The organism is Paraburkholderia sp. HP33-1 (assembly GCF_021390595.1).
Lineage (GTDB): Bacteria > Pseudomonadota > Gammaproteobacteria > Burkholderiales > Burkholderiaceae > Paraburkholderia.
The window spans coordinates 1,889,474-1,912,311 of sequence record NZ_JAJEJR010000001.1; the positions used below are offsets into that span (position 1 = coordinate 1,889,474).

Genomic DNA, 22,838 nt, shown 5'->3' on the forward strand with positions numbered 1-22,838 from the left:
TGTCTTGCATCCAGGTCGCATCACTTTTTCCTTCCAGCGCCTTTCTGTAAGCAAACATTTCTTTCTTATTTTTGGTGATTATTTTTCGGCGCGTTGGACTATTTTGCTGCTTGGAGCAAGGTGTGCGCCCGGCGAACCGGCCGCCCGGCCGCGCCGCTTTGCGCCGCTTTATGCCGCTTCCGATCGTTAAAAGGCGTCATCATCCATGTCCAACGCGTCAAGTTCTCCCATCGTCTGTGGGCCCGTTGTCTCCATCTGCGTGCCCACCTGCAATCGTCCCGATCTGCTCGTCGAATGCGTCGACTCGTGCCTCGCGCAAAGCTACCGGCATCTGGAAATCGTGATTGGCGACGATTCGACGGACACGCGCACGCGAGAACTGATCGCGCAGCGCTACCGTGACGAGCCGCGCGTGCGCTACACGTTGCACGAGCCGCCGCTTGGCCAGGCGCGCAATGTGTCGAGCCTGTTCGCTCAGGCGCGCGGCGACAAGATCCTGCTGATCCACGACGATGATCTGCTGACGACCGACGCCGTCGATAAACTCGTGTCGCTATGGCAGCGCTATCCGCGGCTTGATGCGGCATTCGGCGCGCAGTACGAAGCGGATCACGACGGCGTGATCGACCTTGATGCGAGCGTGCGCCTGAACACGGCGTTCCGGCGCACGAAGGCCAACGAGGGTCTGCAGCCGCTCGCGGGCCGTACCGGCCTGATCCAGATGTTTCCGAACAATGGCTGGATGGCCGATGCGCGGCTCGTCAAGCGGATCGGCTACTCCGATCAGCACGGCATGTGCTGCGATTTCGTCTTTGGCGCGAGGCTGTGCCTCGCCGCGCGCGAGGTGTTCTATCTGCACGACTACCTATCCGTGTATCGCAAGACGGCCACGTCGATCTCGCACCGCACGCGCGGCACGACCACGGCCGCCTCGTTGAACGCCTACACCTACGTGAAGTCGCTCGACCTGCCGGCACAACTGGAGCCGTCGCGGCGGCTCGCACTGCGGCGGCTCGCGCCAATCGTCGTGTCGATTCACGCGCGCAACGGCCAGCCGCGCGCGGGCCTGCGAGTCGCGCTCGCGCATCTGTTCGCCTACCACTATGGATTCAACGCGCGGCTCTACTACCATCTGGCGATGCTCGCGCGCGCGGCACTGCGGGCACGGCCGTCGGTCGCCAGCGCCGCGACCGATGCGGCCGCCGCCGCGGTCGCGGCCGTCGCGGCCGCGCCGTCAGTCGCCGCGGATCAGGCCGCGGCGGTCAAGGAGTTCGTCAACGAACTGGTGAGCGAACGGCACGAGCCGCTGGAATTGCACGAGCGTCTGTGAACCGTCATGCGTTGACAAGTGTCACGCACGACGATTCGTCCCCCTGCCCGCTCAAGGCTCGTGACGCAAATACCCATCCGTCGACGGATCGCGCATGCGCAACGACACGAGGCCTGCGATCGCACACATCACCGTCACGTACCAGAAGAACATCGACTCGACGTCGGCCTGCTTCAGCCACAGCGCGACGTATTCCGCCGAGCCGCCGAAGATCGCGTTCGCGACCGCATACGACAAGCCCACCCCGAGCGCGCGCACTTGTGGCGGGAACATTTCCGCCTTGATCAGGCCGCTGATCGACGTATAGAAGCTGACGATCGCGAGCGCCACCACGACCAGCGCGAAGGCCGCGTACGGACTCGTCACGTCTTTCAGCGCATGCAGCAGCGGCACCGTGCCGAGGGTCGAGAACAGGCCGAAGCACAGCATCGAGCGGCGCCGGCCGATGCGGTCCGACAACGCGCCGAACGCCGGCTGCATCAGCATGTAGACGAACAGCGCGGCGGTCATCACCGAGCTCGCGGTCTTCGCGTGCATGCCGGCCGTGTTGACCAGGTACTTCTGCATGTACGTGGTGAACGTATAGAAGATCAGCGAGCCGCCGGCCGTGAAGCCGAGCACCGTCATGAACGCGCTCTTGTGCTCCCACATCCCGCGCAGCGTGCCCGCTTCCTTGCGTTGGCGCGTCTCCGCGGTGGTGGTTTCATCGAGGGATTTACGCAGATACAGCGAGATCAACGCGGCGATTGCGCCAATCGCGAACGGCACGCGCCAGCCCCACGCCTTCAGCTCTTCGGTCGTCAGCGTTTGTTGCAGGATCACGAGCACGAGCAGCGCACATAGCTGGCCGCCGATCAGCGTCACATACTGGAACGACGCGAAGAAGCCGCGCCGGCCCTTCAGCGCGACCTCGCTCATATAGGTCGCGCTGGTGCCGTATTCGCCGCCCACCGAAAGCCCCTGCAACAGCCGCGCGAAGAGCAGCAACGACGGCGCGAGCGCGCCGATCTGCGCGTAGGTGGGCAGCATCGCGATCACCAGCGAGCCGCCGCACATCATGAATACCGACACCATCATCGCGGTGCGGCGACCGCGTTTGTCGGCGAACCGCCCGAAGAACCAGCCGCCAATCGGCCGCATCAGGAAGCCGGCGGCGAACACGCCGGCCGTGTTCAGCAACTGCGTAGTCGTGTTGCCGCTCGGGAAGAACGACGGCGCGAAGTAGAGCGCCGTGAACGAATACACATAGAAGTCGAACCACTCGACGAGATTGCCCGATGAAGCGCCGACGATTGCAAAAATGCGGCGCCGTGTATCGCGCGCCGAAGCAACGACGATCTGCTCTGTTTGGTCGTTCATGCTGGTGTCTTTCCTTATTTAAACGAGGAGGACGGTCGTGGCGCCGCCTTGATGTCACGCGCCTGGCCTGACCGGCCGTCGCGGGTGAGCGAATTTTACATAGATGAAAGCAGAAGATGAGGTCTTGTCAGACGAACCTGATGAAAGCCCTGGGGTGCAAGCGGGGATGAAATTGCGCTGCAACAAAAACGAAGCCCCTGCCGGTTGGAGGACCGGCAGGGGCTTCATGCGTGAGGCGAACCGCTCAGGCGGCGCTCAGATTCTCACCGATGGCGGCATATACCGGCAGTCATAGCGTTTTCTGACGGTACCGTTTTCGTCGACGCTCTCGAGGTACACGTCGAATTGCCACAAACGCGCCATGTGCTTGAGCACTTCGTCGCTATCGTGCGACAGATGCCGGTTGTCGCTCATGAAATGCCGCAACGTGAGACTGCGGTCACCACGCGTATTGACGGCCCACACCTGAATGTTCGGTTCGCGGTGATGCATGTCGTACTGCCGCGACAGCGCCTGGCGCACGTACTGGTAGCCGCTATCGTCGTGAATCGCGGACACTTCGAGCGCGTCACGCATGTCGTCGTCGAGCACCGAGAACAGGCGCATTTCGCGGATCAGATGCGGCGACAGGTACTGCGCGACGAAGCTCTCGTCCTTGAAGTTGCGCATCGCGTAGTGCATCGCGGGCAGCCACGGACTGCCGGCCAGCTCCGGAAACCATCTGCGGTCTTCCTCGGTCGGCGATTCGCAGATGCGGCGAATGTCGCTCATCATCGAAAAACCCAGCGCATACGGGTTGATGCCGCTGTAATACGGCTTCGTGACCGGCGGCTGGTAGACGACGTTGCTGTGCGAATGGAGAAACTCCATCATGAAGCCGTCTTCCAGCTTGCCCTGGTTGTACATCGTATTGAGCAGCGTGTAGTGCCAGAACGTCGCCCAGCCTTCGTTCATCACCTGGGTTTGCCGCTGCGGATAGAAGTACTGACCAATCTTGCGCACGATGCGGATCACCTCGCGCTCCCACGGCTCGAGCAGCGGCGCGTTTTTCTCGGCGAAATACAGCAGGTTTTCCTGCGGCTCGGGCGGATAGCGCTCTTCGACCTCTTCGGGCAGCGGCGTATGGCGCGTGGGCAAGGTGCGCCACAACTCGTTGACCTGCGACTGCAGATACGCCTCACGTTCGCGACGCGCGGCGAACTCTTTCTGGAGCGACAGCTTCTGCGGCCGCTTGTAGCGGTCCACACCGTAATTCATCAGCGCGTGGCACGAATCGAGCAGCTCCTCGACGCGATCGAGCCCATAGCGCTCCTCGCACTCCGCGATGTAGTTCTTCGCGTAGACGAGGTAATCGATGATCGCGTGAGCGTCCGTCCACAAGCGGAACAGATAGTTGCCCTTGAAGAACGAGTTGTGGCCATAGGCCGCATGCGCGATGACGAGCGCCTGCATCGTCATCGTGTTCTCTTCCATCAGATACGCGATGCACGGATTCGAATTGATGACGATTTCGTACGCAAGCCCCATCTGGCCGCGACGATAGCTTTTTTCGGTCGCAAGGAAATGCTTGCCGAACGACCAGTGACGGTAGTTCACCGGCATACCGACGGACGCGTAGGCATCCATCATCTGTTCGGCGCTGATGAGTTCGAGCTGGATCGGATACACGTCGAGCTCGTATTGCTCCGCAACACGGGCAATATGCGAGTCGTACTCTTCGATCAGGTCGAAGGTCCAGTCGGACGGGCACGGCAGAGGCCGTCTATCGGCTACGTTCATACGGACTTCCCTTTGCCCATCGAGGGGCGTTCCGGTGTGTCCTGTGCTGCAGCATCGTGGACCGCTCCGGTGCGAGCGGCTCCCGTGTTGGCCGCTCCTGCCTCGGCATGCCCCGACTGTTGCTGCGGCACGCCTTTGTTGCGCTGCGGCATGGTCATGCGACGGGTTGCCCCAAGTCGCACGATTTGCCGCGCGCTTCGTCGCTCAGGTGCTTCAGGGGTAACCGGCGTTCTATCACGAAGTCGCCGCCTGCTTCTCGAACAACTCGCGAAACACCGGATAAATATCGGCCGCAGTTTCGACCTTCTTCATCGCCATATGCGGTTGCGATAGCGCCAGTTGGGCGTACTCGAGCCACAGATTCTGCTCTTCGGGCGTCACCTGAATATACGCAAAATACCGCACCTTCTCCAGGATGTCATCCGAGAGTATCTTGCGGCACTTCGGCGAGTCGTCGGTCCAGTTGTCGCCATCGGAAGCCTGCGCTCCGTAAATGTTCCATTCAGCCGGCGAGTAGCGCTCCTCCATGACCTTACGCATCAGTTCGAGCGCGCTCGACACCACGGTGCCGCCGCTCTCGGTCGAGTGGAAGAAGGTGTCTTCGTCGACTTCCTCGGCGCGCGTATGGTGGCGAATGAACACCACTTCGATGCGCTCGTAGTTACGCTTCAGGAACAGGTACAGCAGGATGAAGAAGCGTTTCGCGAGATCCTTGCGCTGCTCGTCCATCGAACCGGACACGTCCATCAGACAGAACATCACGGCCTGGCTCGACGGTGTGGGCTGCTTCACGCGATTCACGTAGCGCAAATCGAACGGATCGATAAACGGAATCCGCCAGATGCGTCCTTTCAGATGATGGATGTCGTCTTCGAGCAGCTTGATCTCTTCGCGACGATCGGCGGGATCGGCCTTCAGCTCTTCGAGCTGCCGCTCCATCTCATGCAACTGGTTGACGAGCGGCGCGCCGAGCGCGATGCGCCGGCCGAGCGCGCTGCGCAGCGAACGCACCACGTCGATGTTGTTGGGTGTGCCCTCGGCGGCCCAGCCCGCGCGAACGCTTTTCCACGTCGGCACAGCCATCAGATGGGTTTTGACGAGACGCGGCAGTTCGAGGTCGTCGAAGAAATACTGCATGAACTCTTCGCGGCTCAACTCGAACACGAAGTCGTCCTGACCCTCGCCCTCGTTGCTGGCCTGACTCCCTCCCCCGCCGCCACCGCCGCCTTGCGGGCGCTGGATCTTGTCACCGCGGATGTAATCCGAGTTGCCGGGATGCACCATCTCGCGCCGGCCGCCCGGTCCGTGACGGAACGACGGCTCCGCGATGTCCTTGCGCGGAATGGTGATGCTCTGGGTGTTCTGGATGTCCTTGATGCTGCGATCGCGCACCGCCTCCGAAACAGCGCGACGAATATAGTTTTTCACGCGGCGCAAAAAGCGCTCGCGATTCGCAATGCTCTTGTTCTTGCCTGCCAACCTGCGGTCGATGATTTGATGAAGCACGCCCGGTCTCCCGTCCCATGCAACCGCGATCCGCTGCGGCCGCACTAATATTTCGGGTGTGCGAGACGCCCGCCACTGAGCGCAATGCTATGCGGCTTGCGCCTCGCCGGTTGCCCGTACGGCCAGACCGTACGGGCGGCACACCATATGTATCACGCGAGCATCACGACGACTTGCGCACGCGCAGATACCAGTCGCACAGCAAGCGCACCTGCTTCGGCGTATAGCCCTTCGCCACCATGCGATTGACGAAGTCTTCATGCTTGCGCTGCTCTTCGGCCGAGCCCTTCGCGTTGAACGAGATCACCGGCAACAGCTCTTCCGTATTCGAGAACATCTTCTTTTCGATCACGACGCGCAGCTTCTCGTAGCTGATCCACGCAGGGTTCTTGCCCGCATTGGCAGCACGCGCACGCAGCACGAAATTCACGATCTCGTTGCGGAAGTCCTTCGGATTGCTGATGCCCGCGGGCTTCTCGATCTTCTCCAGTTCGGCGTTCAATGCGGCACGGTCGAAGCTTTCGCCAGTATCGTGGTCGCGGAACTCCTGATCCTGGATCCAGAAGTCCGCATACGTGACATAGCGGTCGAAAATGTTCTGACCATACTCCGAGTACGACTCCAGATACGCGGTCTGAATCTCCTTGCCAATGAACTCCGCGTAGCGCGACGCGAGCACGTCCTTGATGAACGACAGATACTTCTGTTCGGTTTCCGGTGGGAACTGCTCGCGTTCGATCTGCTGTTCGAGCACGTACATCAGATGCACCGGATTGGCCGCGACCTCGGTCGAGTCGAAGTTGAACACGCGCGACAGAATCTTGAACGCGAAGCGCGTCGACACACCGGTCATGCCTTCGTCGACGCCCGCGAAATCGCGGTACTCCTGGTACGACTTCGCCTTCGGGTCGGTGTCCTTCAGATTCTCGCCGTCGTAGACCTGCATCTTCGAGAACAGGCTCGAGTTCTCCGGCTCCTGCAAACGCGTGAGCACGGACATCTGCGCCATCATCTTCAGCGTGCCCGGCGCGCAGACCGCGTTGTACAGCGACGAGTTGCGCAGCAGCTTCTCGTAGATCTTGACCTCTTCGCTATAGCGCAGGCAGTACGGCACCTTGACGACGAAGATCCGGTCGAGCAGCGCCTCGTTGTTGCGGTTGTTGCGGAATGCCTTCCATTCCGATTCGTTCGAGTGCGCGAGGATGATGCCGTCGAACGGAATCGCGCCGAAGCCTTCCGTGCCCTTGAAGTTGCCTTCCTGGGTCGCGGTGAGCAGCGGGTGCAACACCTTGATCGGCGCCTTGAACATTTCGACGAATTCGAGCATGCCCTGATTGGCGAGGCACAGGCCGCCCGAATAGCTGTAGGCGTCAGCGTCGTCCTGCGCGTACTGTTCGAGCTTGCGGATGTCGACCTTGCCGACCAGCGACGAGATGTCCTGATTGTTCTCATCGCCCGGTTCGGTCTTCGAGATACCAATCTGACGAAGGATCGACGGAAAGCGGCGCACCACCCGGAACTTGCGGATGTCGCCGTTGTACTCATGCAGGCGCTTGACCGCCCACGGACTCAGGATGTTTTTCAGGTAGCGGCGAGGAATGCCATATTGCTCTTCGAGGATCGGACCGTCTTCCTCGTAATCGAACAGGCCGAGCGGCGATTCGTTGACGGGCGAGCCCTTGATCGCATAGAACGGCACGCGTTCCATCAGTTGCTTCAGACGTTCCGCGATCGACGACTTGCCGCCGCCGACCGGTCCCAGCAGATACAGGATCTGCTTCTTTTCTTCGAGCCCCTGGGCCGAGTGCCGGAAGTAGGCGACCACCTGCTCGATCACCTCTTCCATTCCGTAGAACTCGCGGAATGCGGGGTATACCTTGATGACCTTGTTCGCGAAGATACGCGACAACCGCGGATCGTTGCGGGTGTCGATCTGTTCCGGTTCCCCGATTGCCGTCAACATGCGTTCGCCAGCCGTGGCGTACGCGGCGGGATTGTCTTTGCAGAGCGCGAGATACTCCTCGAGCGAGAGTTCATCCTCCCGTGTTTTCTCGAAGCGGGTCGCGAAACTGCTGTAGATATCCATGCTACCTCCTCGCCGAAGTCTGGAGCGATGTCGTGCGCGGCGCGCTATTCGGAAACGACATCGCTCGAATTCATCCTAAACCCTTTTAAATTTTTTTTCACGGACTACGTTGCGAAAATCGCGCCGTGACCGCCCCCGCCACAGTCCTCCACTTGGAAACAAAGATTCGACCATCTACAATTTTTCACTCGCGCTGTAACGAATCGCATCATCTGTTGCTCCGCTGTACTGTTGCTTTCGTCAGCACTGCATTGCTATTCAGTGCTCCTGTACGACTTCGCTGTACCGCTGCATCACGCCATGTCGTCGCTTGGCTAATGCACGTACCGTACCTGCACCGTCACCCCGTCATCAAAAAGCGGCCGTCTGCGCACGCACACTTCTTCACAACAAGCATGCACGTAATGACGTTTTCGCTGCCCGCCGCTCATCCTGCTCCCTCACGACAGCAACTCGCGTCGCCCTCATAGGTGTATACGGAAAGGCGAGGCAAAGTTGCAACAAAGCGTTCGAACAGGTTAACGACTCAAAGGCTGCCACCCTTTCGCATTCGCCAAAATAAAAACGGCTGCCCGCGGGCAGCCGTCTGCAATGTTGCGTCGCAATTTGCGGTAACAACCGCCGCCGCATCGGTCAGGTCAATTCGATTTCCACTTCACCGAGTCCGTCGATGTGACCGCGCACGATGCCCGGCTCGTCGATCTTGTGCGCGCCGACATACGAACCCGTGGTCAAGGTCCAGTCGCGCTCGATCGTGATGCCCATCGCCGCGCAATGGTTGACGAACCACACGAGCAGCTCGCGCGGATCGCCCGCCGGATTGCCGGTCACTTCCGGCAGCAGCGAATGGCCATTCAGACTCAGCTCCAACTCCGGCGACACGAAGTCGAAGCCGCGCGCGAGGCTCGCATAGACGGCCGGATGACCGGTGACCAGCGCGCCGTTGTTCTGGGCGTCGGCCAGTTGCGCGAGCGGCGCGACGTTCGGCCACTCGGCGAAGCGGCTGTCGACGATCTCGATGGCCGGCAGCACGGCGCCGAGCTTCGACAGCACCTCGTCGCGCGCATACGCCTTGGCGCGCGGCTCGATCGTCACATCGAAGCGGAACGCGATCTCGAGTTCGACCAGCACGCGAAAGAATCCGTCATGCGCGAGCCGCGCCGGCGACGGCACCACCAGCGAGGCCGGAATCGGCGCGCCCGAGGCCGCGCCGCCCGGCGACTTCGCGCCGATCTTCCACGCGCCGGTCGACTCGCCGAGGCCCACGATCACGGCCTGCTGGATCGCGTAGGCGGTCGCCGCATCGGGCGGCAGACTGTCGGGCGCGGGCGCATCAATCGGACGATGCTGCCGACGCGCCTCGACGAGGTGTTGCGCAAGGTCGTATCGCGTCATGTCGGTTCTTTGTGGCTGGCTCATGGCGGGGTTCACAGGGCTTGGCGATAAGAGGGAGCCACCTGTTCGAGGTGCGGGCAGGCGCGCGCCGCGCACGCGGATCGGGGCCGTGCCCGTCAATGTACCGGATCGCGGCGCGCGACGGCAAAAAGCCAATGGCGCGCAAACGTTAAATCGTGTGCACGCCGTAAAAAAGCCGCGCATGCGGATGCATGCGCGGCTTTTTGCGAAACGATCGACGCTTGCGCGGCGCATGCGCCAGACAGCAAGACCGCAATCGGGAACGGATGTTGCGCCGAGCTGCGGCGTGTCAGATCACCTAACGCGCGACAGCGCCGCCGCCCATGTTCACCTGGACCTGAGCAATCTCAGAACGTCTCCCATTCCTGATCGCCACCGGCCGTCGCCGCGGAACTGGCCGCTGCGCGCACGGGCGCGGCCAGCGCCTGCGGCGCAACAGCGGCCGCGGCTGTGGCCGGAATCGATGCCTTGGCCGGCGCAGCCGCCCGCGCCGTGCCATGCGTGAGCTTGCGCGCGCGCGTGGCGATCGGGCTCGCGGCGACCACGCGCGTCGGCGCGACGGGCGCCGACGACGCTTCGTGAGCGCCGCGGCCGCTGTCGTCGACCTGGAACACGGCGACCACACTGCGCAGCCGGCCCGCCTGCTCCTCGAGCGACGACGCCGCGGCCGCCGCTTCCTCGACGAGCGCCGCGTTCTGCTGTGTTACCTCGTCCATCTGCGTGACCGCCCGCGCCACCTGGTCAATGCCGCCGCTCTGCTCCTCCGACGCCGCCGCGATCTCGCCCATGATGTCGGTCACGCGCTGGACCGCGCCGATGATCTCGCTCATCGTGCGCCCGGCCTCATCGACGAGCGCCGAGCCCGAGTGCACGCGCTCGACCGACGTATCGATCAACTCCTTGATCTCCTTGGCCGCCGCCGACGAACGCTGCGCGAGGCTGCGCACCTCGCCCGCGACGACCGCGAAGCCGCGCCCTTCCTCGCCGGCACGCGCCGCCTCGACCGCCGCGTTCAGTGCGAGGATGTTGGTCTGGAACGCGATGCCCTCGATGATCGAGATGATGTCGGCGATCTTCGCCGAGCTCTGGTTGATCTCGCCCATCGTGCCGACCACCTGGCCGACCACTGCGCTGCCCCGGTTGGCGATCTCCGACGCGTTGGCCGCTAGCGCGCTGGCCTGGCGGGCGTTGTCCGCGTTCTGGCGCACGGTGCCGGTCAGCTGCTCCATGCTCGACGCGGTTTCCTGCAGCGCGGACGCCTGCTCCTCGGTCCGCGAAGAAAGGTCGATGTTGCCCGCCGCAATTTGCCGCGTCGCGGTCGCGATCGACTCGCTGCCGCCGCGCACGCTGCGCACCGTTTCGGTGAGGCTGCGCTGCATTCTGGCGATTCCTTCGAGCAGCTGCCCCATTTCGTCGCGCGACGTCACGCTCACCGAACGACGCAAATCACCGGCCGCGATCGCGTCAAAAAGGCCGAGCGCTGCGCCGAGCGGACGCGCGATCGCGCGGCTCAGCGTCAGATACGAAAGCACCGCCGCGATCACGCCGACCACCAGCGCACCGGTGCTGACGATGCGGAACATCTCGAAGTTGCTCTGCGCGGAGTCGTAACCCTGGCTGGCCGAATCGAACTGGAACTTGCGCAGCGCGTCGTCGGAGCCGACGAGGTCGTTGAACGCGACCTGCAGATTCTTCGCGTCCTCGACCACCTTCGTCTGATCGTTCGCCGTGATCGCCGCCGCAAACGCATCGAGCTTCTGACGCAGTGTGTTGCGCTTCGCGGCGACGTCCTGCGCGAGCCGGTCTTCGTCCGCGTTGCGCGGCAGATCCAGATATTTTTTCCACCACATCTCGGACGTGCCGCCGAGCATGCGCGCGCGCTCGACGGTGGACGCCGCATCCGGCGTGCCGACCTCGAACGCGGCGCGGTCGAGCGCGAGACGTTCGCGCGCCGCGTACATTTCCGCATTGCCGATGTTCACCGCGCTCGGCATCGCGTTGGTGTACGTGTCCATATAGGCGTCGTTCGAACGGCTCATGCCGAACAGACCGAAAACGCTGATCGCGACCAGCAACGCGGCGAGGAACGCCATCGTGAGACCGATTCGCGCCTTGATCGTGATGCCTTTATTCAACATGCTTGGTCCTGTGTTCCGTACTGACTGAGAGGCTGCCTGCGCAGGGTTGGGCGGCGTGTTTCGAGTCCGGCGCTTTTTTGAACAAACGCTCTAATTGCTGTTTACGGCAGTACTCGCAGAGACTTGAAGCATTTAAAAGGTATGAACAATGACGTTGAAAGACGTTGAAAGAGAATTGACTGGAGACGCGTGCGGCCGCGGCGCTTTGGGGCAACGCTGAGTGACTTGTCAAAGCACGCGTTTTGATGTAGCAGCGGCGGGGGTTTGGTCGTGGCGCGAGAGTGGAGAGTTGCCCAGCAGCGCGGTGGCGCAACAGTTCGTTCAGGCAGCGTGCGAGCGTGCTAACGCCGCGACGGCATCAGCTGAAAGCGTCGACCTCGGCGCGCGTCGGAATCGACGGCTGCGCGCCTGCGCGCGTCACCGATAGCGCGGCGGCGCGCTGCGCGAAGCGGATCGCCGCTTCGACGCTCGCGCCCTGCGCGAGCTGCGCAGCAAAGCCGCCGATGAAGGTGTCACCGGCCGCGGTCGTGTCGACCGCCTCGACGCGCGGCGCCTCGTACAGCGTCGCGGCCGCGCCTTCGAGCGCCGCGTGCACGCCGCGCGCACCGAGCGTGACCAGCACATTACGCGCGCCGGCCGCGCGCAGCGCGGCGGCGGCCCGCGCGGCGTCGTCGGGCGAGTCGACGGGCAGGCCGCTCAGCGCGGCGGCTTCGAGTTCGTTCGGAATCAGGTAGTCGATCAGCGGCAGCCAGTCGGCCGGCAACGGTCCGGTGGCGGGCGCCGGGTTCAGGATCACGGTCTTGCCGAGCCGCCGCGCCGCGGCGAGCGCCGCGCGCACCGACTCGGGCGGCGTTTCGAGCTGGCAGATCACGACAGCGGCGGCGGCGAGCGTCGCTTCATGCCGCGCGATCGTCGCTGGTGTGACCTCGCCGTTGCTGCCCGCGACGATCACGATGGTGTTCTGGCTCGCGTCGTCGACGACGATCAGCGCGACACCGCTTGGCTCGCGGCCAGTTTCGAGCGCCGCGCAGTCGATCCGCTCCGCTTCGAGGCCCGCACGCAGTTGCGCGCCGTTCGCATCGGCGCCGACGCAGCCGAGCATCGACACCTGAGCGCCGAGCCGCGCGGCCGCAACGGCCTGATTGCCGCCCTTGCCGCCCGCGACCTGCGCGAACGTGCGGCCGGCCAGCGTCTCGCCCGGCTGCGGCAGACGTGGTGAGCGCACCACGAGGTCCATGTTCAGACTGCCGACCACCGTCACGCGTGCGCGCACATCGTTGCTTGCCACTTGAGTGTCCTCCGTTGCGCGGCGGGTGGGGTTGCTATCCCGCGCGCGCGTCCCTCCTGCAACCCATCAAGCCGCCAGATCTCGGTGCACGTCGCCCGCCCATGTCGCGGTGGATTCGCGCACGATCAGCCGCGGCGACACCACGTGCCGGCGCGCCGGCGCCCGCGCGGTGTTATTCGACGATGCCTCGGCGATGCGCTCGATCAGCGTTTGCGCGGCCGTGTCGCCGAGCGCGCGCACCGACTGCCCGACCGTCGACAGCGCCGGGAACGTAAAGCGGCCCAGTTCGATATCGTCGAAACCGATGATCGAGCAGTCGCGCGGCACGCTGATATTGCGCTCAGCCGCCGCGCGCAGCGCGCCGATGCCCATCATGTCGTTGCCCGCGAAAATCGCCGACGGCCTGACCGTGTCGAACAACTGCGCGGCCGCGCGGTATCCGCCCGCTCCCGAAAAATCGCTTTCGACGATCGCATCGGCCGGAATCTCGATGCCGCACTCGGCCATCGCGCGAATGAAGCCGTGCACGCGCATCGCGCTGACCGCGGTATGCACCTGCCCCGTGATGCAGCCGATCCGCACATGCCCGAGCTCCAGCAGGTGCCGCGTGGCCAGATACGCGCCCTTCTCGTGATCGATCTGCACGAGGTCCGCGTTGATCCCTTCGATGTTGCGGTCCACCACGACCAGCGGCTCGCGCGAGTAGGCAAGCGTCTGCGCCAGGACCGCGTCGTCGCCGGCGGACGCGACGATCAGCCCGTCGATGCGCTTTTCCTGCAGCACGCGCAGATAGTTGCGCTGCTTCGCGGGGTCGTCGTCGGAATTGCAGAAGAACACGCAGTAGCCGTTGCGCGCGCAGCCGTCCTCGATGCCGCGCGCGAGCTCCGCGAAATACGGGTTGGTGCTGTTCGGCACCACCAGTCCGATCGTCGCGGTCGAGCGCGCCTTCAGCGAACGCGCGACCGCCGACGGCACATAGTGCAGTTGACGGATCGCGTGCTCGACTTTCGCGCGCACATCGGCCGACACCGGCCGCGAGTTGTTTACGACGTGCGATACCGTCGTAAACGACACACCTGCCACGGCCGCCACATCCTTGATCGTCGCCATAACCTGTTGCTCTCCTGTCGATCCGAGTTAGTGCTTTAGCACTTACTCGGGTCCCATGCAGTCTCATCGCTGTCGATCCGAGTTAGTGCTTTGGCACTTACTCCGATCCCGTGCAAAACCGTCACGGTCTGTTGTTCCCTGCGGCCGCGCCGCCTGGCGATCCGCCGGACCTCTTCATCGAAGACAGACCACACTCATTCATTCATCGTTGCGCCGCAGCGCGCACCTCAGGCGCGTTTGCGGCGGCTGCGGTACGTATCGAGCACCACCGCCACCACGATCACCGCGCCGGTGATCATCCGCTTGGTCGGCTCGTTCGCACCGATCTGCGCGAGGCCAGCCGCCAGCACCGAAATGATCAGCACGCCGAAGAACGTGCTGATCACCGAACCGCGCCCGCCCATCAGACTCGTGCCGCCAATCACGACCGCCGCGATTACCTGCAGCTCCAGGCCGACGCCCGCATTCGGATCGGCCGCCTCGAGCCGCGAGATCTGGAACAGCGCCGCGAGTCCCGACAGCGCGCCCATCAACGCGAACACGATGACCTTGTACGGCCGCGGATTGACGCCCGCGAGCCGCACCGCTTCCTCGTTGGTGCCGATGCCGACCAGATAACGACCGAACACCGTGCGCGTCAGCACCAGCTGCGCGATCACCATCACCGCGACCGCGATCAGGAAGGCCGGCGAGATGCCGAGCGCGATCGGGTTCGACAGAAAATCGAACGCATCGCCGATATACGCGGTGCGCGAATTGGTCATCTGATACGCCAGGCCGCGCGCGGCCTCGAGCACGCCAAGCGACACGATGAACGACGGAATCCGCCAGCCCACCGTCACCGCGCCGGTCACGGTGCCGGTCAGCGCCGCGACCGCTACACCGAGCAACGCGCCCGCGGCCGGCCCCCAGCCCCACTTCAGCGTCACGACGCTGACCACCGACGCCCCGAGCGCGAGCACCGAACCCACCGACAGATCGATTCCCGCGATGATCAGCACGAAGGTCATGCCGACCGACATCACGACGAGATCCGGAATCTGGTTCGCGATCGTGCTGAACGTGTCGTAGGTCAGAAAGTGCGAACTCAGCAGCGAGAACAGCACGATCATCGCGAGCAGCGCGCCGGCGAGTCCGAGGTAGTTCGAAAAGCCGAGCCGCGTGCCGGCCGGCTTGCCGCTCGCGAGCGGCGCCGACGGGTCGGCGGGCGGCGTCACAAGAGGCGCGTCCGGCGCGCCAGCCTGCTGGCCGCCCTGCTTGCCGCCCTGTTTGCCGCCCTGTTTGACACCAGCCGCATCGCGCCACGATTGATCGGTCATCACAGACTCCCTGCTTCGTCGGCGGTGTGCGTGTGCAGGAGCGCTTCGCGGCCCCGGTAGCCGGCGAACGCGGCCGCGAGCAGCGCATCCTGGCTCCAGCTCGCGCGCTCGAACACGCCCGTCATGCGGCCTGCGGACATCACACCGATCCGGTCGCAGATCAGCATCAGCTCGCGCAGATCGCTCGACACCATGACGAGCGCGCGCCCCTCGCGAGCGAGCGCGCCCATCAGGCCGTAAATATCGAACTTCGCGCCGACGTCGATGCCGCGCGTCGGTTCGTCGAACAACAGCACGCGACAGTCGCGCGCGAGCCAGCGGCCGATCACGACTTTCTGCTGGTTGCCGCCCGACAGTTCACCGACGATCTGCGCGGGCCCCGAGCTGCGAATGCGCATCGCGGCGATCTGCTTGAGCGCCAGCGCGTTCTCGCGCTTCGCGTCGACCACGCCGTGCCGCGCGACGCTGCCGAGATTGCCAAGCGATACGTTGGCTGCGATCGGTTGTGGCAGCAGCAGGCCTTCGCCCTTACGGTCTTCGGTGATCAGCGCGATGCCCGCGCGCACCGCGTCCGCAGGCGAGTCGATCGGCACTGGCGTGGGCGGCGCGCCCGGCGTCGCGGCGAGCGACACGCTGCCGCCGTCCTTCGGATCGGCGCCGTAAATGAGCCGCAGCAACTCGGTGCGGCCCGCGCCGATCAGGCCGCTCACGCCGAAAATCTCGCCCGCGCGCACCTCGAACGACACGTCGCGCACGACCTTGCCGCGCGCGAGACGCTCCACTTTCAGAAGCGGCGCGCCGATGTTGCGCTCGCCGAGATCGATATGCTCGCCGAGTTCGCGGCCGACCATCGACGTGACGATCTGCTCGCTCGTCAGGTTCGCCATCGCGTCGACCTGCACGAGGCGGCCGTCGCGCAGCACCGCGACCCGTTCGGCCACGCGCGCCAGCTCCTCGAGCCGGTGCGAGATATAGACGAGCGCAACGCCGCGCGCCTTGAGCCGATCGATCTGCTCGAACAGCAGATCGACCTCGCGCGAGGTCAGCATCGCGGTCGGTTCGTCGAGGATCAGCACGCGGCAGTCGTCGATCAGGTTGCGGGCGATCTCGACCATCTGCTGATGACCGATGCCGAGTTCGCCGACCAGCGTGTCGGGATCGATCGCATCGAGCCCGACCTGCGCCATCGCCTCGCGCGCGTTCTCGCGCAGTCTGCGACGATCGATCCAGCCGAAGCTGAACGTGCCCGCGCGCGGCAGCCGGTTCAGGAACAGGTTCTCGGCAACCGACAGCGTCGGCAGCAGATTCAACTCCTGCATCACCATGCGCACGCCGAGCGCCTCGGCCTCGGTACGGCTCGCGGGCGCGTACGGCGCGCCGGCAAGCCGCATCGTGCCGGCGCTCGGCTCGACCAGCCCGCCGATGATCTTCGACAACGTGCTCTTGCCCGCGCCGTTCTCGCCGGTCAACGCCAATACCTCTCCCGCTCGCAGCGACAGCGACACGTCGGCGAGCACCGGTTCCGCATAGGTCTTGCCGATACCGCTGACGGTCAGCACGACAGGCAAGGCGTCGTGGTCGGTTGAATCCATCGCGCTCCTGGTTGCATGGCGCTTCTGGCGCCTTCGTGGCACATGGGCGGCCCGCGGCGCTTGCCGCACGGCAAACCGCTCCGGGCTGCCACGAGTCATGCCGGTCCACTGCGCGAAATGCGCAGGTGCTCATGGCTCGCGTTTCCTCTCACCACGCGAGCCGCCGTCATGACGCTTATCTCTGGGATTAACGGCGGCGCGGTGGGATTCTTGAGCGTTCGTTGAATAAAAACGAAAGCCGGGCGCCGTGCACTTATTTAAGGGTGTCCTTCGTCACCAGAACGACCGGTGTTTCGACGACGCCCGACAACTGCGACTGCTTCCTGTTTTCGCTCAACGCCTTCAACGCGGTATCGATGCCGAACACGGCCTGCTTCGCCGCGAACTGGTCGGCGGTGGCGAGCACGCGGCCATCCTTCAGCATCGGATGGATCGCGTTGATGTTGTCGTAGCCGACCACCAGCACCTTGCCCTGCTTGCCGGCCGCACGCACGGCCGACACCGCGCCGATCGCCATGTTGTCGTTGCCGGCGAGCAGCGCCTTCAGGTTCGGATATTCGTTGAGCATCGCCGACGCGACCGCGTTGCCCTTGTCGATTTCCCACTCGCCCGACTGCACCGACACGACCTTCGTGCCGACTGTCTGCATCGCGTCCTTGAAGCCCGCGGTACGCTGCTGCGCGTTGGTGGTGGTCGAGACGCCTTCGAGAATGCCGACCTCATCGCCGGACTTGACGCTTTTCGCGAGGTAATCGCCGACCATGCGCGCGCCCTTGCGGTTGTCAGGGCCGACGAACGGCACGTTCAGATCTTTCGACTTCAGCACGTCCTGATCGAGCCGGTTGTCGATGTTGACGACGATGATGCCCGCGTCGACCGCCTTCTTGACGACCGGCACGAGCGCCTTCGAATCGGCCGGCGCGAGCACGATCGCGTCGACCTTCGACACGATCATCTGCTCGACGATGCGGATCTGGTTGGCGGTGTCGGTTTCATCCTTGATGCCGTTCGTGATCAGGTCGAACTTGTCGGGGTTGTGCTTCTGATAGTCCTTCGCGCCGGTCTCCATGGTCAGGAAGAACTCGTTGGCGAGCGACTTCATCACGAGCGCGACCTTGGGCTTATGAGCCGGCGCGTTCTGCGCGTAGGCGGCGGAAAAAGGCAGGACAGCGGAGGCGGTGGCGAGAACTGCGGCGGCAAGAATGCGACGGCGGGTTCGATGGCTCATGCGTATCTCCAGGTTTTCAGGCTCACGGGCGAGCCGTATTTTTTGTGCTGCGCAAACGTTTGCGAGGGCTATTCTCGGTGCAAGCCTTTCGGAATGTCAACGAATCGCGGTGTTGCAATGCACCGGCGCGCAACTTCCGTGGCACCGCAATGCGCTCGATCGATCCGGGCAGCGTGTGGCAAGGGTTCCTCGCTCAGTCCGTGCAGTCGATATCGCCTGTGCGCCGCACGCGGCGCGACGCACAGGCCGTTTATGCTGGCCTGGTATCGAGCGCGCCGCAAGCGAAACTTCGAGCAAGTTCAAAGGTGCGAGCGCTACAGCCAGCCGGCCTTGCGAAATCGCCGATACAGCACGAAGTCGATCGCCAGCATCACCGCGAGGACGACCGGATAGCCGTACCTGAAATGCAGCTCGGGAATGCGCTCGAAGTTCATCCCGTAGATGCCGGCGATCATCGTCGGCACTGCGAAAAGCGCCGCGAACGAGCCGAGCCGCTTGGTGATCTCGCTCTCGGCGAGCGAGATCATGCCGAGGTTCACCTGCACCGCCGTAACGACCATTTCGCGTCGCCCTTCAATGTTCCTGGCGATCCGGTCGAGGTGGTCATAGACGTCGCGGAAGTACTCCTGCATGCTCGCGCAGATGCTCGGAACGCGCCCGCCCGTCAGTTTGCCGATCGCCTCCTGCAACGGCACGATATGGTGCTGCATGCTCACGAGCCGGCGCTTCATCGTGTACAGGTCCTGGATGATCTCGCGCGAGGCGGCCGAATCGTTCTTGTCGAAGATGCGGTCTTCCAGCGCTTCGAGCTCAGCGCTCATTGTCTCGATGACCGGGAAATAACGGTCGACCACGTCGTCGAGCAGCGCGTACAGCACGAACGCCGAGCCCTCCGTCAGCAGATGCGGCTCGCGCTCGCAACGTGCCCGCACGCTCTGAAAGCCGGTGCGCGCGCCGCGGCGCACCGACAGCACGTAGTTGGCGCCGACGAACACAGCGACTTCGCCGATCACCAGTTCGCCTTGCTCGTCCATCTCGACCGTGTGCATCACGGCAAATAGCGAATCGCCGTACTCCTCGATTTTCGGGCGCTGATGGCCGTGCTGCGCGTCTTCGATCGCGAGCTCGTGCAGATTGAACTCGTCTTTCATCACCGCGAGTTCGTCGGGGCTTGGGTCTTTCAGCGCGACCCAGACGAAACATTCGGGCCGCGCGACGTAGTCGCTGATGCTGTCGATATCGATGTCAGCAAGTTTCCGGCCGTCCTGATAGGCGGCACAATTGATCAGCATGTTCGGATTACCTTGCATACAGAAGCAGACCGCGCCGCTCTCTCGCGAAAGCATTGCGTAAGACGGGCGGCGGGTCTCTGGTGGACGGACAAGCACGCTTCCAGACGGCTTGCATCAGCCGCCATGTTAAGGCGCGATGCGCAAGCCGCGGGTATCCGATTGTTAATGAGCGGCCGCACGCTACTGCGCGACCCGCTGCAGGCCGATGCGATGATCGTCGTTGAACGTGACCGATGCGCGGTTCGTGTAGCGCGGGTCGGCCGTCACCATGAAGTTCAGCTCGACGACCGGATCGAACTGCGTCGAGACGCCGATCCGATGCGCGCCGGGCGGCAGATAGAAGACCACGTGCTCGCCGTTCATCAGGTCGGTCACGCGCTCGCCGTCGAGATAAACGAGCGCGTTGCGGAACCGCACGATCACGTCGCGCGAACGCTCGCGCCGCACGTCCACCGCGACGAGGCCGGGCCCCGGTTGCGTATAGCCCTGTCTGACGATGCGCTCGGCCGGCACCGGTTTGAACGGCACCGGCTCGGCGGGGGTCGATTCGCAGCCGGCCAGCGTGAACGCGGTGAGCACGACGCATGCGGCCAGGCTGGCGCAGCGTGCGGCCCCGGCAATCCGTGCGGCTCGGCCGCGGCAAGACAGGCGCACCGGCATGCTGGTTCTCCCGTGGTCCGGCGTTCACATGTCCCGCATGATAGCAACGCGCGACTATGGCACCAGCCGGGTGCGCCGATCCTGGCGCCGCGCCACTTGCGTGGCGCGGCGTTCCCCTTCATGATCGCCGCAAAGGTAGCCGCACGATCAAGGAGACTGCGATGTGGTATTTCACCTGGATTCTCGGCGTGGGTGTGGCGCTCGCCTTCGGCATCATCAACGTGATGTGGCTGGAGACCAACGGCAAGTTCGCGCGCGACCCGCGCCCCGATGCCGCCGCAGCACCACATGAGGACAAGCCTGCGTGAGTTTGCTGGTTTTCTTTTGCGGCCATGCGGGCACGGGCAAAACGACGCTTGCGAAAAAGCTGCTCGGCCCGCTGATGAAAGCGAGCGGCACCCCCTTCTGCCTGCTCGACAAGGACACGCTGTACGGCCGCTACAGCGCGGCCGCGATGGGCATGCTGACCGGCGATCCGAACGATCGCGACAGTCCCCTGTTCCTCCAGCATCTACGTGAGCCCGAGTATCGCGGCCTCATCGACACCGCGCGCGACAATCTCGAACTTGGCGTCAGCGCGTTGGTCGTCGGCCCGCTCTCGCGCGAGGTGCGCGAGCGGCGTCTGTTCGATCATGCGTGGCTGGGCGTCGCGCCGGACGTGAACCTGCGCGTCGTGTGGGTGCAGACGTCGGAGGACGTGGCGCGGCAACGGATCGTCGCGCGCGCCGATCCCAACGATGCGTACAAGCTCGCGCACTGGGACGACTACCGGCAGCGCCGCTTCGTGCCGAGCGGCGCGAGCCGCAAAGGTCTGCTCACGTTCGACAATACCGCGCCGACGCCGGCAGACTACGAAGCGCTCGTTGCGCGGATCGTGGCTGAGTGATAACAGCCCGCCCAGCGACGCCGTAGCGGATGATCGCAACCTGAACCTCAAACCGTCGCCATCGCCTCCAGCGACTGCCCTTCGTACAGCTTGCCGAAGCGGTTCTCCAGAAAATCGCCGAGCGACACCTGCTCCTGGCGCACGAAGCCCTTTTGCGGCAGTTTGCGCTCGCGGAACAGATCGAGCACCGCGCACATCGCGCCGGCGGTCGTGATCTGAATCGCGCTCATCGGCACGCCGCAAACGGTCTTCGCGAAGATCTTGCGCGTGAACACCTCCTGCACGAGCTGACCGTCGCGCATACCGCTCACCGTGATGAACACGAGCACGACGTCCTGCGCGGTCGATGGCACCGAGCGGCGCATGATGGTTTTCAGCGTATCGCGGTCGCTCGACAGACGCAGGTCTTCCAGCAGGAACTGCATCAGGTTGCGATGGCCCGGGTAGCGCACCGACTTGTAGTCGAGCGATTCGACGCGGCCCGACAGCGTTTCGCACAGCGTGCCCAGGCCGCCCGACGTGTTGAACGCTTCGTACTCGGTGCCGTCGAGCGAGAAATGCTCGAGTCCTTCGAGCGGCTGCACCCACTGCGTGCGGCCGTCGCGGATCGCCTCGCACGGCTGGCAGTACTCGTTGATCAGGCCGTCGACGCTCCACGTCAGGTTGTACTTCAGCGCATTGGTCGGAAATTCGGGCAGCGCGCCGACGCGCATCTTCACGTCGCGGATTTCCGTGAAGCGGTTCGCGAGCTCGTGCGCGGCAATGCCGATAAAGCCCGGCGCGAGACCGCACTGCGGCATGAAGGCGTGATCGGCATCTTCGGCGATCGCGCGGATCGCGTGCGTCGCGCGCACGTCCTCGGTCAGGTCGAAGTAATGCACGCCCGCGCCCTTCGCGGCCGATGCGACGCTGACCGCAAGGTAGTACGGCAGCGCGTTGATCAGCACGTCGAAGCCCTGGATCGCGGCGCGCAGCACGGCGGCGTCGGCGGAATCGATGCGGCGCGTCGGAATGCCCTGGGCGGCGAGCTTGTCGAGCGCGTGCTGATCGCGGTCGAACGCGACGACTTCATAGTCGCCCGTCTCGCGCAACATATGGGCAATGGTGTGTCCGATCAGACCTGCGCCAACGATCGCTACTTTCATGTGCTTCTCCTTGTTATCTGTGCTGTCTCTGAGCTTGGGAAGTGGGCCGCGCGTTGCGCGCGGCGCCTGCGGGCCGAACCCTTGAACGACAGTGTAGGAAGAAGCAAAAACAGTTCATACGCGCAAAATGCTGCGGTATGACCATCAGGTTCGACGTTTTGACGAACCGGCCAAACGATTCGTCGAAAAATCGTAAAAAAGGCGCTAACGAGGGACTCACAAAGAAGCGCGGACTCAGACCGTACCGCGGTCGATCTTGCGCGCGAGAATGATCGACGTCGTGGTCCGCTCGACGCCTTCGAGCCCACCGATCTGATCGAGCAGATCGTTGAGCCGTTCCGGCGAATCGGCGCGCAGCCATGCCACATAGTCGAACTCGCCGCTCACCGCGCACAGCAGTTGCACTTCGGGCATTTTGGCGAGGCGCTTCTGCACGGCCGGCCCGTGCTTCGGCGCGATGATGATGCCGACATACGCGACGATGCTCGAATCGAGCACGTCCTGGCCAAGCCGCACGCTGTAGCCGGCGATCACGTTGCTGCGCTCGAGCCGCGCGATGCGCGCGATCACGGTCGTGCGCGCGACGCCGAGCTGCCGCGCGAGATTCGCGACACTTTCACGCGCGTTGGCTTGCAGCAATGCAACGAGGTTACGGTCGAGGTCGTCGAGCTGGTCGAGGCGCGGAGGTCTCATCGAAGGGGAAA

Annotated in this window: 18 protein-coding genes and 1 pseudogene; 4 read left to right on the top strand and 15 right to left on the bottom strand. The window is 64.0% G+C overall.

Features of this window, described 5'->3' with window-relative positions; all coding sequences use genetic code 11:
- Positions 1 to 4 precede the first annotated feature (4 nt).
- Entirely contained in the window at positions 5 to 190 is a 186-nt protein-coding gene (locus L0U81_RS08585) for a hypothetical protein (protein ID WP_233801728.1), read from the top strand.
- 15 nt (positions 191 to 205) lie between these two features.
- Entirely contained in the window at positions 206 to 1,330 is a 1,125-nt protein-coding gene (locus tag L0U81_RS08590) for a glycosyltransferase family 2 protein (protein WP_233801730.1), read from the top strand.
- Positions 1,331 to 1,381: 51 nt separating this feature from the next.
- Here the strand turns inward: L0U81_RS08590 and L0U81_RS08595 are convergent, their stop codons facing one another.
- From L0U81_RS08595 to L0U81_RS08655, 13 genes and pseudogenes are all read right to left on the bottom strand, one after another.
- Positions 1,382 to 2,689 (bottom strand): MFS family transporter, encoded by a 1,308-nt coding sequence (locus L0U81_RS08595; RefSeq protein ID WP_233801731.1) that lies wholly within the window; start codon positions 2,687 to 2,689, stop codon positions 1,382 to 1,384.
- Between the two features lie 255 nt (positions 2,690 to 2,944).
- Positions 2,945 to 4,626 (bottom strand): annotated as a pseudogene (locus L0U81_RS08600) (SpoVR family protein).
- Between the two features lie 76 nt (positions 4,627 to 4,702).
- Complete coding sequence (locus tag L0U81_RS08605; RefSeq protein WP_233801733.1) at positions 4,703 to 5,974, bottom strand: YeaH/YhbH family protein; 1,272 nt, start codon at positions 5,972 to 5,974, stop codon at positions 4,703 to 4,705.
- 163 nt (positions 5,975 to 6,137) lie between these two features.
- Positions 6,138 to 8,060 carry a PrkA family serine protein kinase gene (locus tag L0U81_RS08610; protein WP_233801735.1) on the bottom strand — a complete coding sequence of 641 codons (1,923 nt, stop codon included), beginning with the start codon at positions 8,058 to 8,060 and terminating at the stop codon, positions 6,138 to 6,140.
- Between the two features lie 633 nt (positions 8,061 to 8,693).
- On the bottom strand, positions 8,694 to 9,455 hold the full coding sequence (locus tag L0U81_RS08615) for a 2-keto-4-pentenoate hydratase (RefSeq protein ID WP_233801737.1): 762 nt from the start codon (positions 9,453 to 9,455) through the stop codon (positions 8,694 to 8,696).
- 368 nt (positions 9,456 to 9,823) lie between these two features.
- A complete protein-coding gene (locus L0U81_RS08620; RefSeq protein ID WP_233801739.1) occupies positions 9,824 to 11,614 on the bottom strand; it encodes a methyl-accepting chemotaxis protein in 1,791 nt (596 codons plus the stop codon).
- Positions 11,615 to 11,972: 358 nt separating this feature from the next.
- A complete protein-coding gene (gene rbsK, locus L0U81_RS08625) occupies positions 11,973 to 12,902 on the bottom strand; it encodes a ribokinase (RefSeq protein WP_233801741.1) in 930 nt (309 codons plus the stop codon).
- A 66-nt stretch (positions 12,903 to 12,968) separates the two neighbouring features.
- Positions 12,969 to 14,012, bottom strand: coding sequence for a LacI family DNA-binding transcriptional regulator (locus L0U81_RS08630; protein WP_233801743.1), 1,044 nt, complete (start codon positions 14,010 to 14,012; stop codon positions 12,969 to 12,971).
- 227 nt (positions 14,013 to 14,239) lie between these two features.
- Complete coding sequence (locus tag L0U81_RS08635) at positions 14,240 to 15,331, bottom strand: ABC transporter permease (RefSeq protein ID WP_233801745.1); 1,092 nt, start codon at positions 15,329 to 15,331, stop codon at positions 14,240 to 14,242.
- Positions 15,331 to 16,923 (bottom strand): sugar ABC transporter ATP-binding protein, encoded by a 1,593-nt coding sequence (locus L0U81_RS08640; RefSeq protein ID WP_233801747.1) that lies wholly within the window; start codon positions 16,921 to 16,923, stop codon positions 15,331 to 15,333. Before L0U81_RS08640 ends, L0U81_RS08635 begins: the two co-directional genes overlap by 1 nt.
- 253 nt (positions 16,924 to 17,176) lie before the next feature.
- Positions 17,177 to 18,151, bottom strand: a complete 975-nt coding sequence (locus L0U81_RS08645; protein ID WP_233801749.1) for a sugar ABC transporter substrate-binding protein — start codon at positions 18,149 to 18,151, stop codon at positions 17,177 to 17,179.
- A gap of 314 nt (positions 18,152 to 18,465) precedes the next feature.
- The gene (corA, locus tag L0U81_RS08650; protein ID WP_233801751.1) at positions 18,466 to 19,443 is read right to left on the bottom strand and encodes a magnesium/cobalt transporter CorA; all 978 of its coding nucleotides are present in this window, start codon (positions 19,441 to 19,443) and stop codon (positions 18,466 to 18,468) included.
- 180 nt (positions 19,444 to 19,623) lie between these two features.
- Positions 19,624 to 20,103: a DUF2846 domain-containing protein gene (locus L0U81_RS08655; RefSeq protein WP_233801753.1), complete on the bottom strand. Its 480-nt coding sequence runs from the start codon at positions 20,101 to 20,103 to the stop codon at positions 19,624 to 19,626.
- A gap of 161 nt (positions 20,104 to 20,264) precedes the next feature.
- Here L0U81_RS08655 and cydX point away from each other — a divergent pair, with 161 nt between their 5' ends.
- Complete coding sequence (cydX, locus tag L0U81_RS08660; protein ID WP_233801755.1) at positions 20,265 to 20,411, top strand: cytochrome bd-I oxidase subunit CydX; 147 nt, start codon at positions 20,265 to 20,267, stop codon at positions 20,409 to 20,411.
- A complete protein-coding gene (locus L0U81_RS08665) occupies positions 20,408 to 20,989 on the top strand; it encodes an AAA family ATPase (protein ID WP_233801757.1) in 582 nt (193 codons plus the stop codon). Before cydX ends, L0U81_RS08665 begins: the two co-directional genes overlap by 4 nt.
- Positions 20,990 to 21,036: 47 nt before the next feature.
- Here L0U81_RS08665 and L0U81_RS08670 read toward each other — a convergent pair whose 3' ends face one another.
- Together L0U81_RS08670 and L0U81_RS08675 are read right to left on the bottom strand one after the other, a co-directional pair.
- A complete protein-coding gene (locus L0U81_RS08670) occupies positions 21,037 to 22,134 on the bottom strand; it encodes a saccharopine dehydrogenase family protein (protein WP_233801759.1) in 1,098 nt (365 codons plus the stop codon).
- Between the two features lie 234 nt (positions 22,135 to 22,368).
- Entirely contained in the window at positions 22,369 to 22,827 is a 459-nt protein-coding gene (locus tag L0U81_RS08675; protein WP_233801761.1) for an Lrp/AsnC family transcriptional regulator, read from the bottom strand.
- Positions 22,828 to 22,838 lie beyond the last annotated feature (11 nt).

What these genes read in the sequence shown, in the direction of transcription:
- L0U81_RS08590 (WP_233801730.1), top strand. Translation starts at nt 206, where the DNA reads ATGTCCAACGCGTCAAGTTCTCCCATCGTCTGTGGGCCCGTTGTCTCC.
- L0U81_RS08595 (WP_233801731.1), bottom strand. Translation starts at nt 2,689, where the DNA reads ATGAACGACCAAACAGAGCAGATCGTCGTTGCTTCGGCGCGCGATACA.
- L0U81_RS08610 (WP_233801735.1), bottom strand. Translation starts at nt 8,060, where the DNA reads ATGGATATCTACAGCAGTTTCGCGACCCGCTTCGAGAAAACACGGGAG.
- L0U81_RS08615 (WP_233801737.1), bottom strand. Translation starts at nt 9,455, where the DNA reads ATGACGCGATACGACCTTGCGCAACACCTCGTCGAGGCGCGTCGGCAG.
- L0U81_RS08620 (WP_233801739.1), bottom strand. Translation starts at nt 11,614, where the DNA reads ATGTTGAATAAAGGCATCACGATCAAGGCGCGAATCGGTCTCACGATG.
- L0U81_RS08630 (WP_233801743.1), bottom strand. Translation starts at nt 14,012, where the DNA reads ATGGCGACGATCAAGGATGTGGCGGCCGTGGCAGGTGTGTCGTTTACG.
- L0U81_RS08635 (WP_233801745.1), bottom strand. Translation starts at nt 15,331, where the DNA reads ATGACCGATCAATCGTGGCGCGATGCGGCTGGTGTCAAACAGGGCGGC.
- L0U81_RS08640 (WP_233801747.1), bottom strand. Translation starts at nt 16,923, where the DNA reads ATGGATTCAACCGACCACGACGCCTTGCCTGTCGTGCTGACCGTCAGC.
- L0U81_RS08645 (WP_233801749.1), bottom strand. Translation starts at nt 18,151, where the DNA reads ATGAGCCATCGAACCCGCCGTCGCATTCTTGCCGCCGCAGTTCTCGCC.
- corA (WP_233801751.1), bottom strand. Translation starts at nt 19,443, where the DNA reads ATGCTGATCAATTGTGCCGCCTATCAGGACGGCCGGAAACTTGCTGAC.
- L0U81_RS08655 (WP_233801753.1), bottom strand. Translation starts at nt 20,103, where the DNA reads ATGCCGGTGCGCCTGTCTTGCCGCGGCCGAGCCGCACGGATTGCCGGG.
- cydX (WP_233801755.1), top strand. Translation starts at nt 20,265, where the DNA reads ATGTGGTATTTCACCTGGATTCTCGGCGTGGGTGTGGCGCTCGCCTTC.
- L0U81_RS08670 (WP_233801759.1), bottom strand. Translation starts at nt 22,134, where the DNA reads ATGAAAGTAGCGATCGTTGGCGCAGGTCTGATCGGACACACCATTGCC.
- L0U81_RS08675 (WP_233801761.1), bottom strand. Translation starts at nt 22,827, where the DNA reads ATGAGACCTCCGCGCCTCGACCAGCTCGACGACCTCGACCGTAACCTC.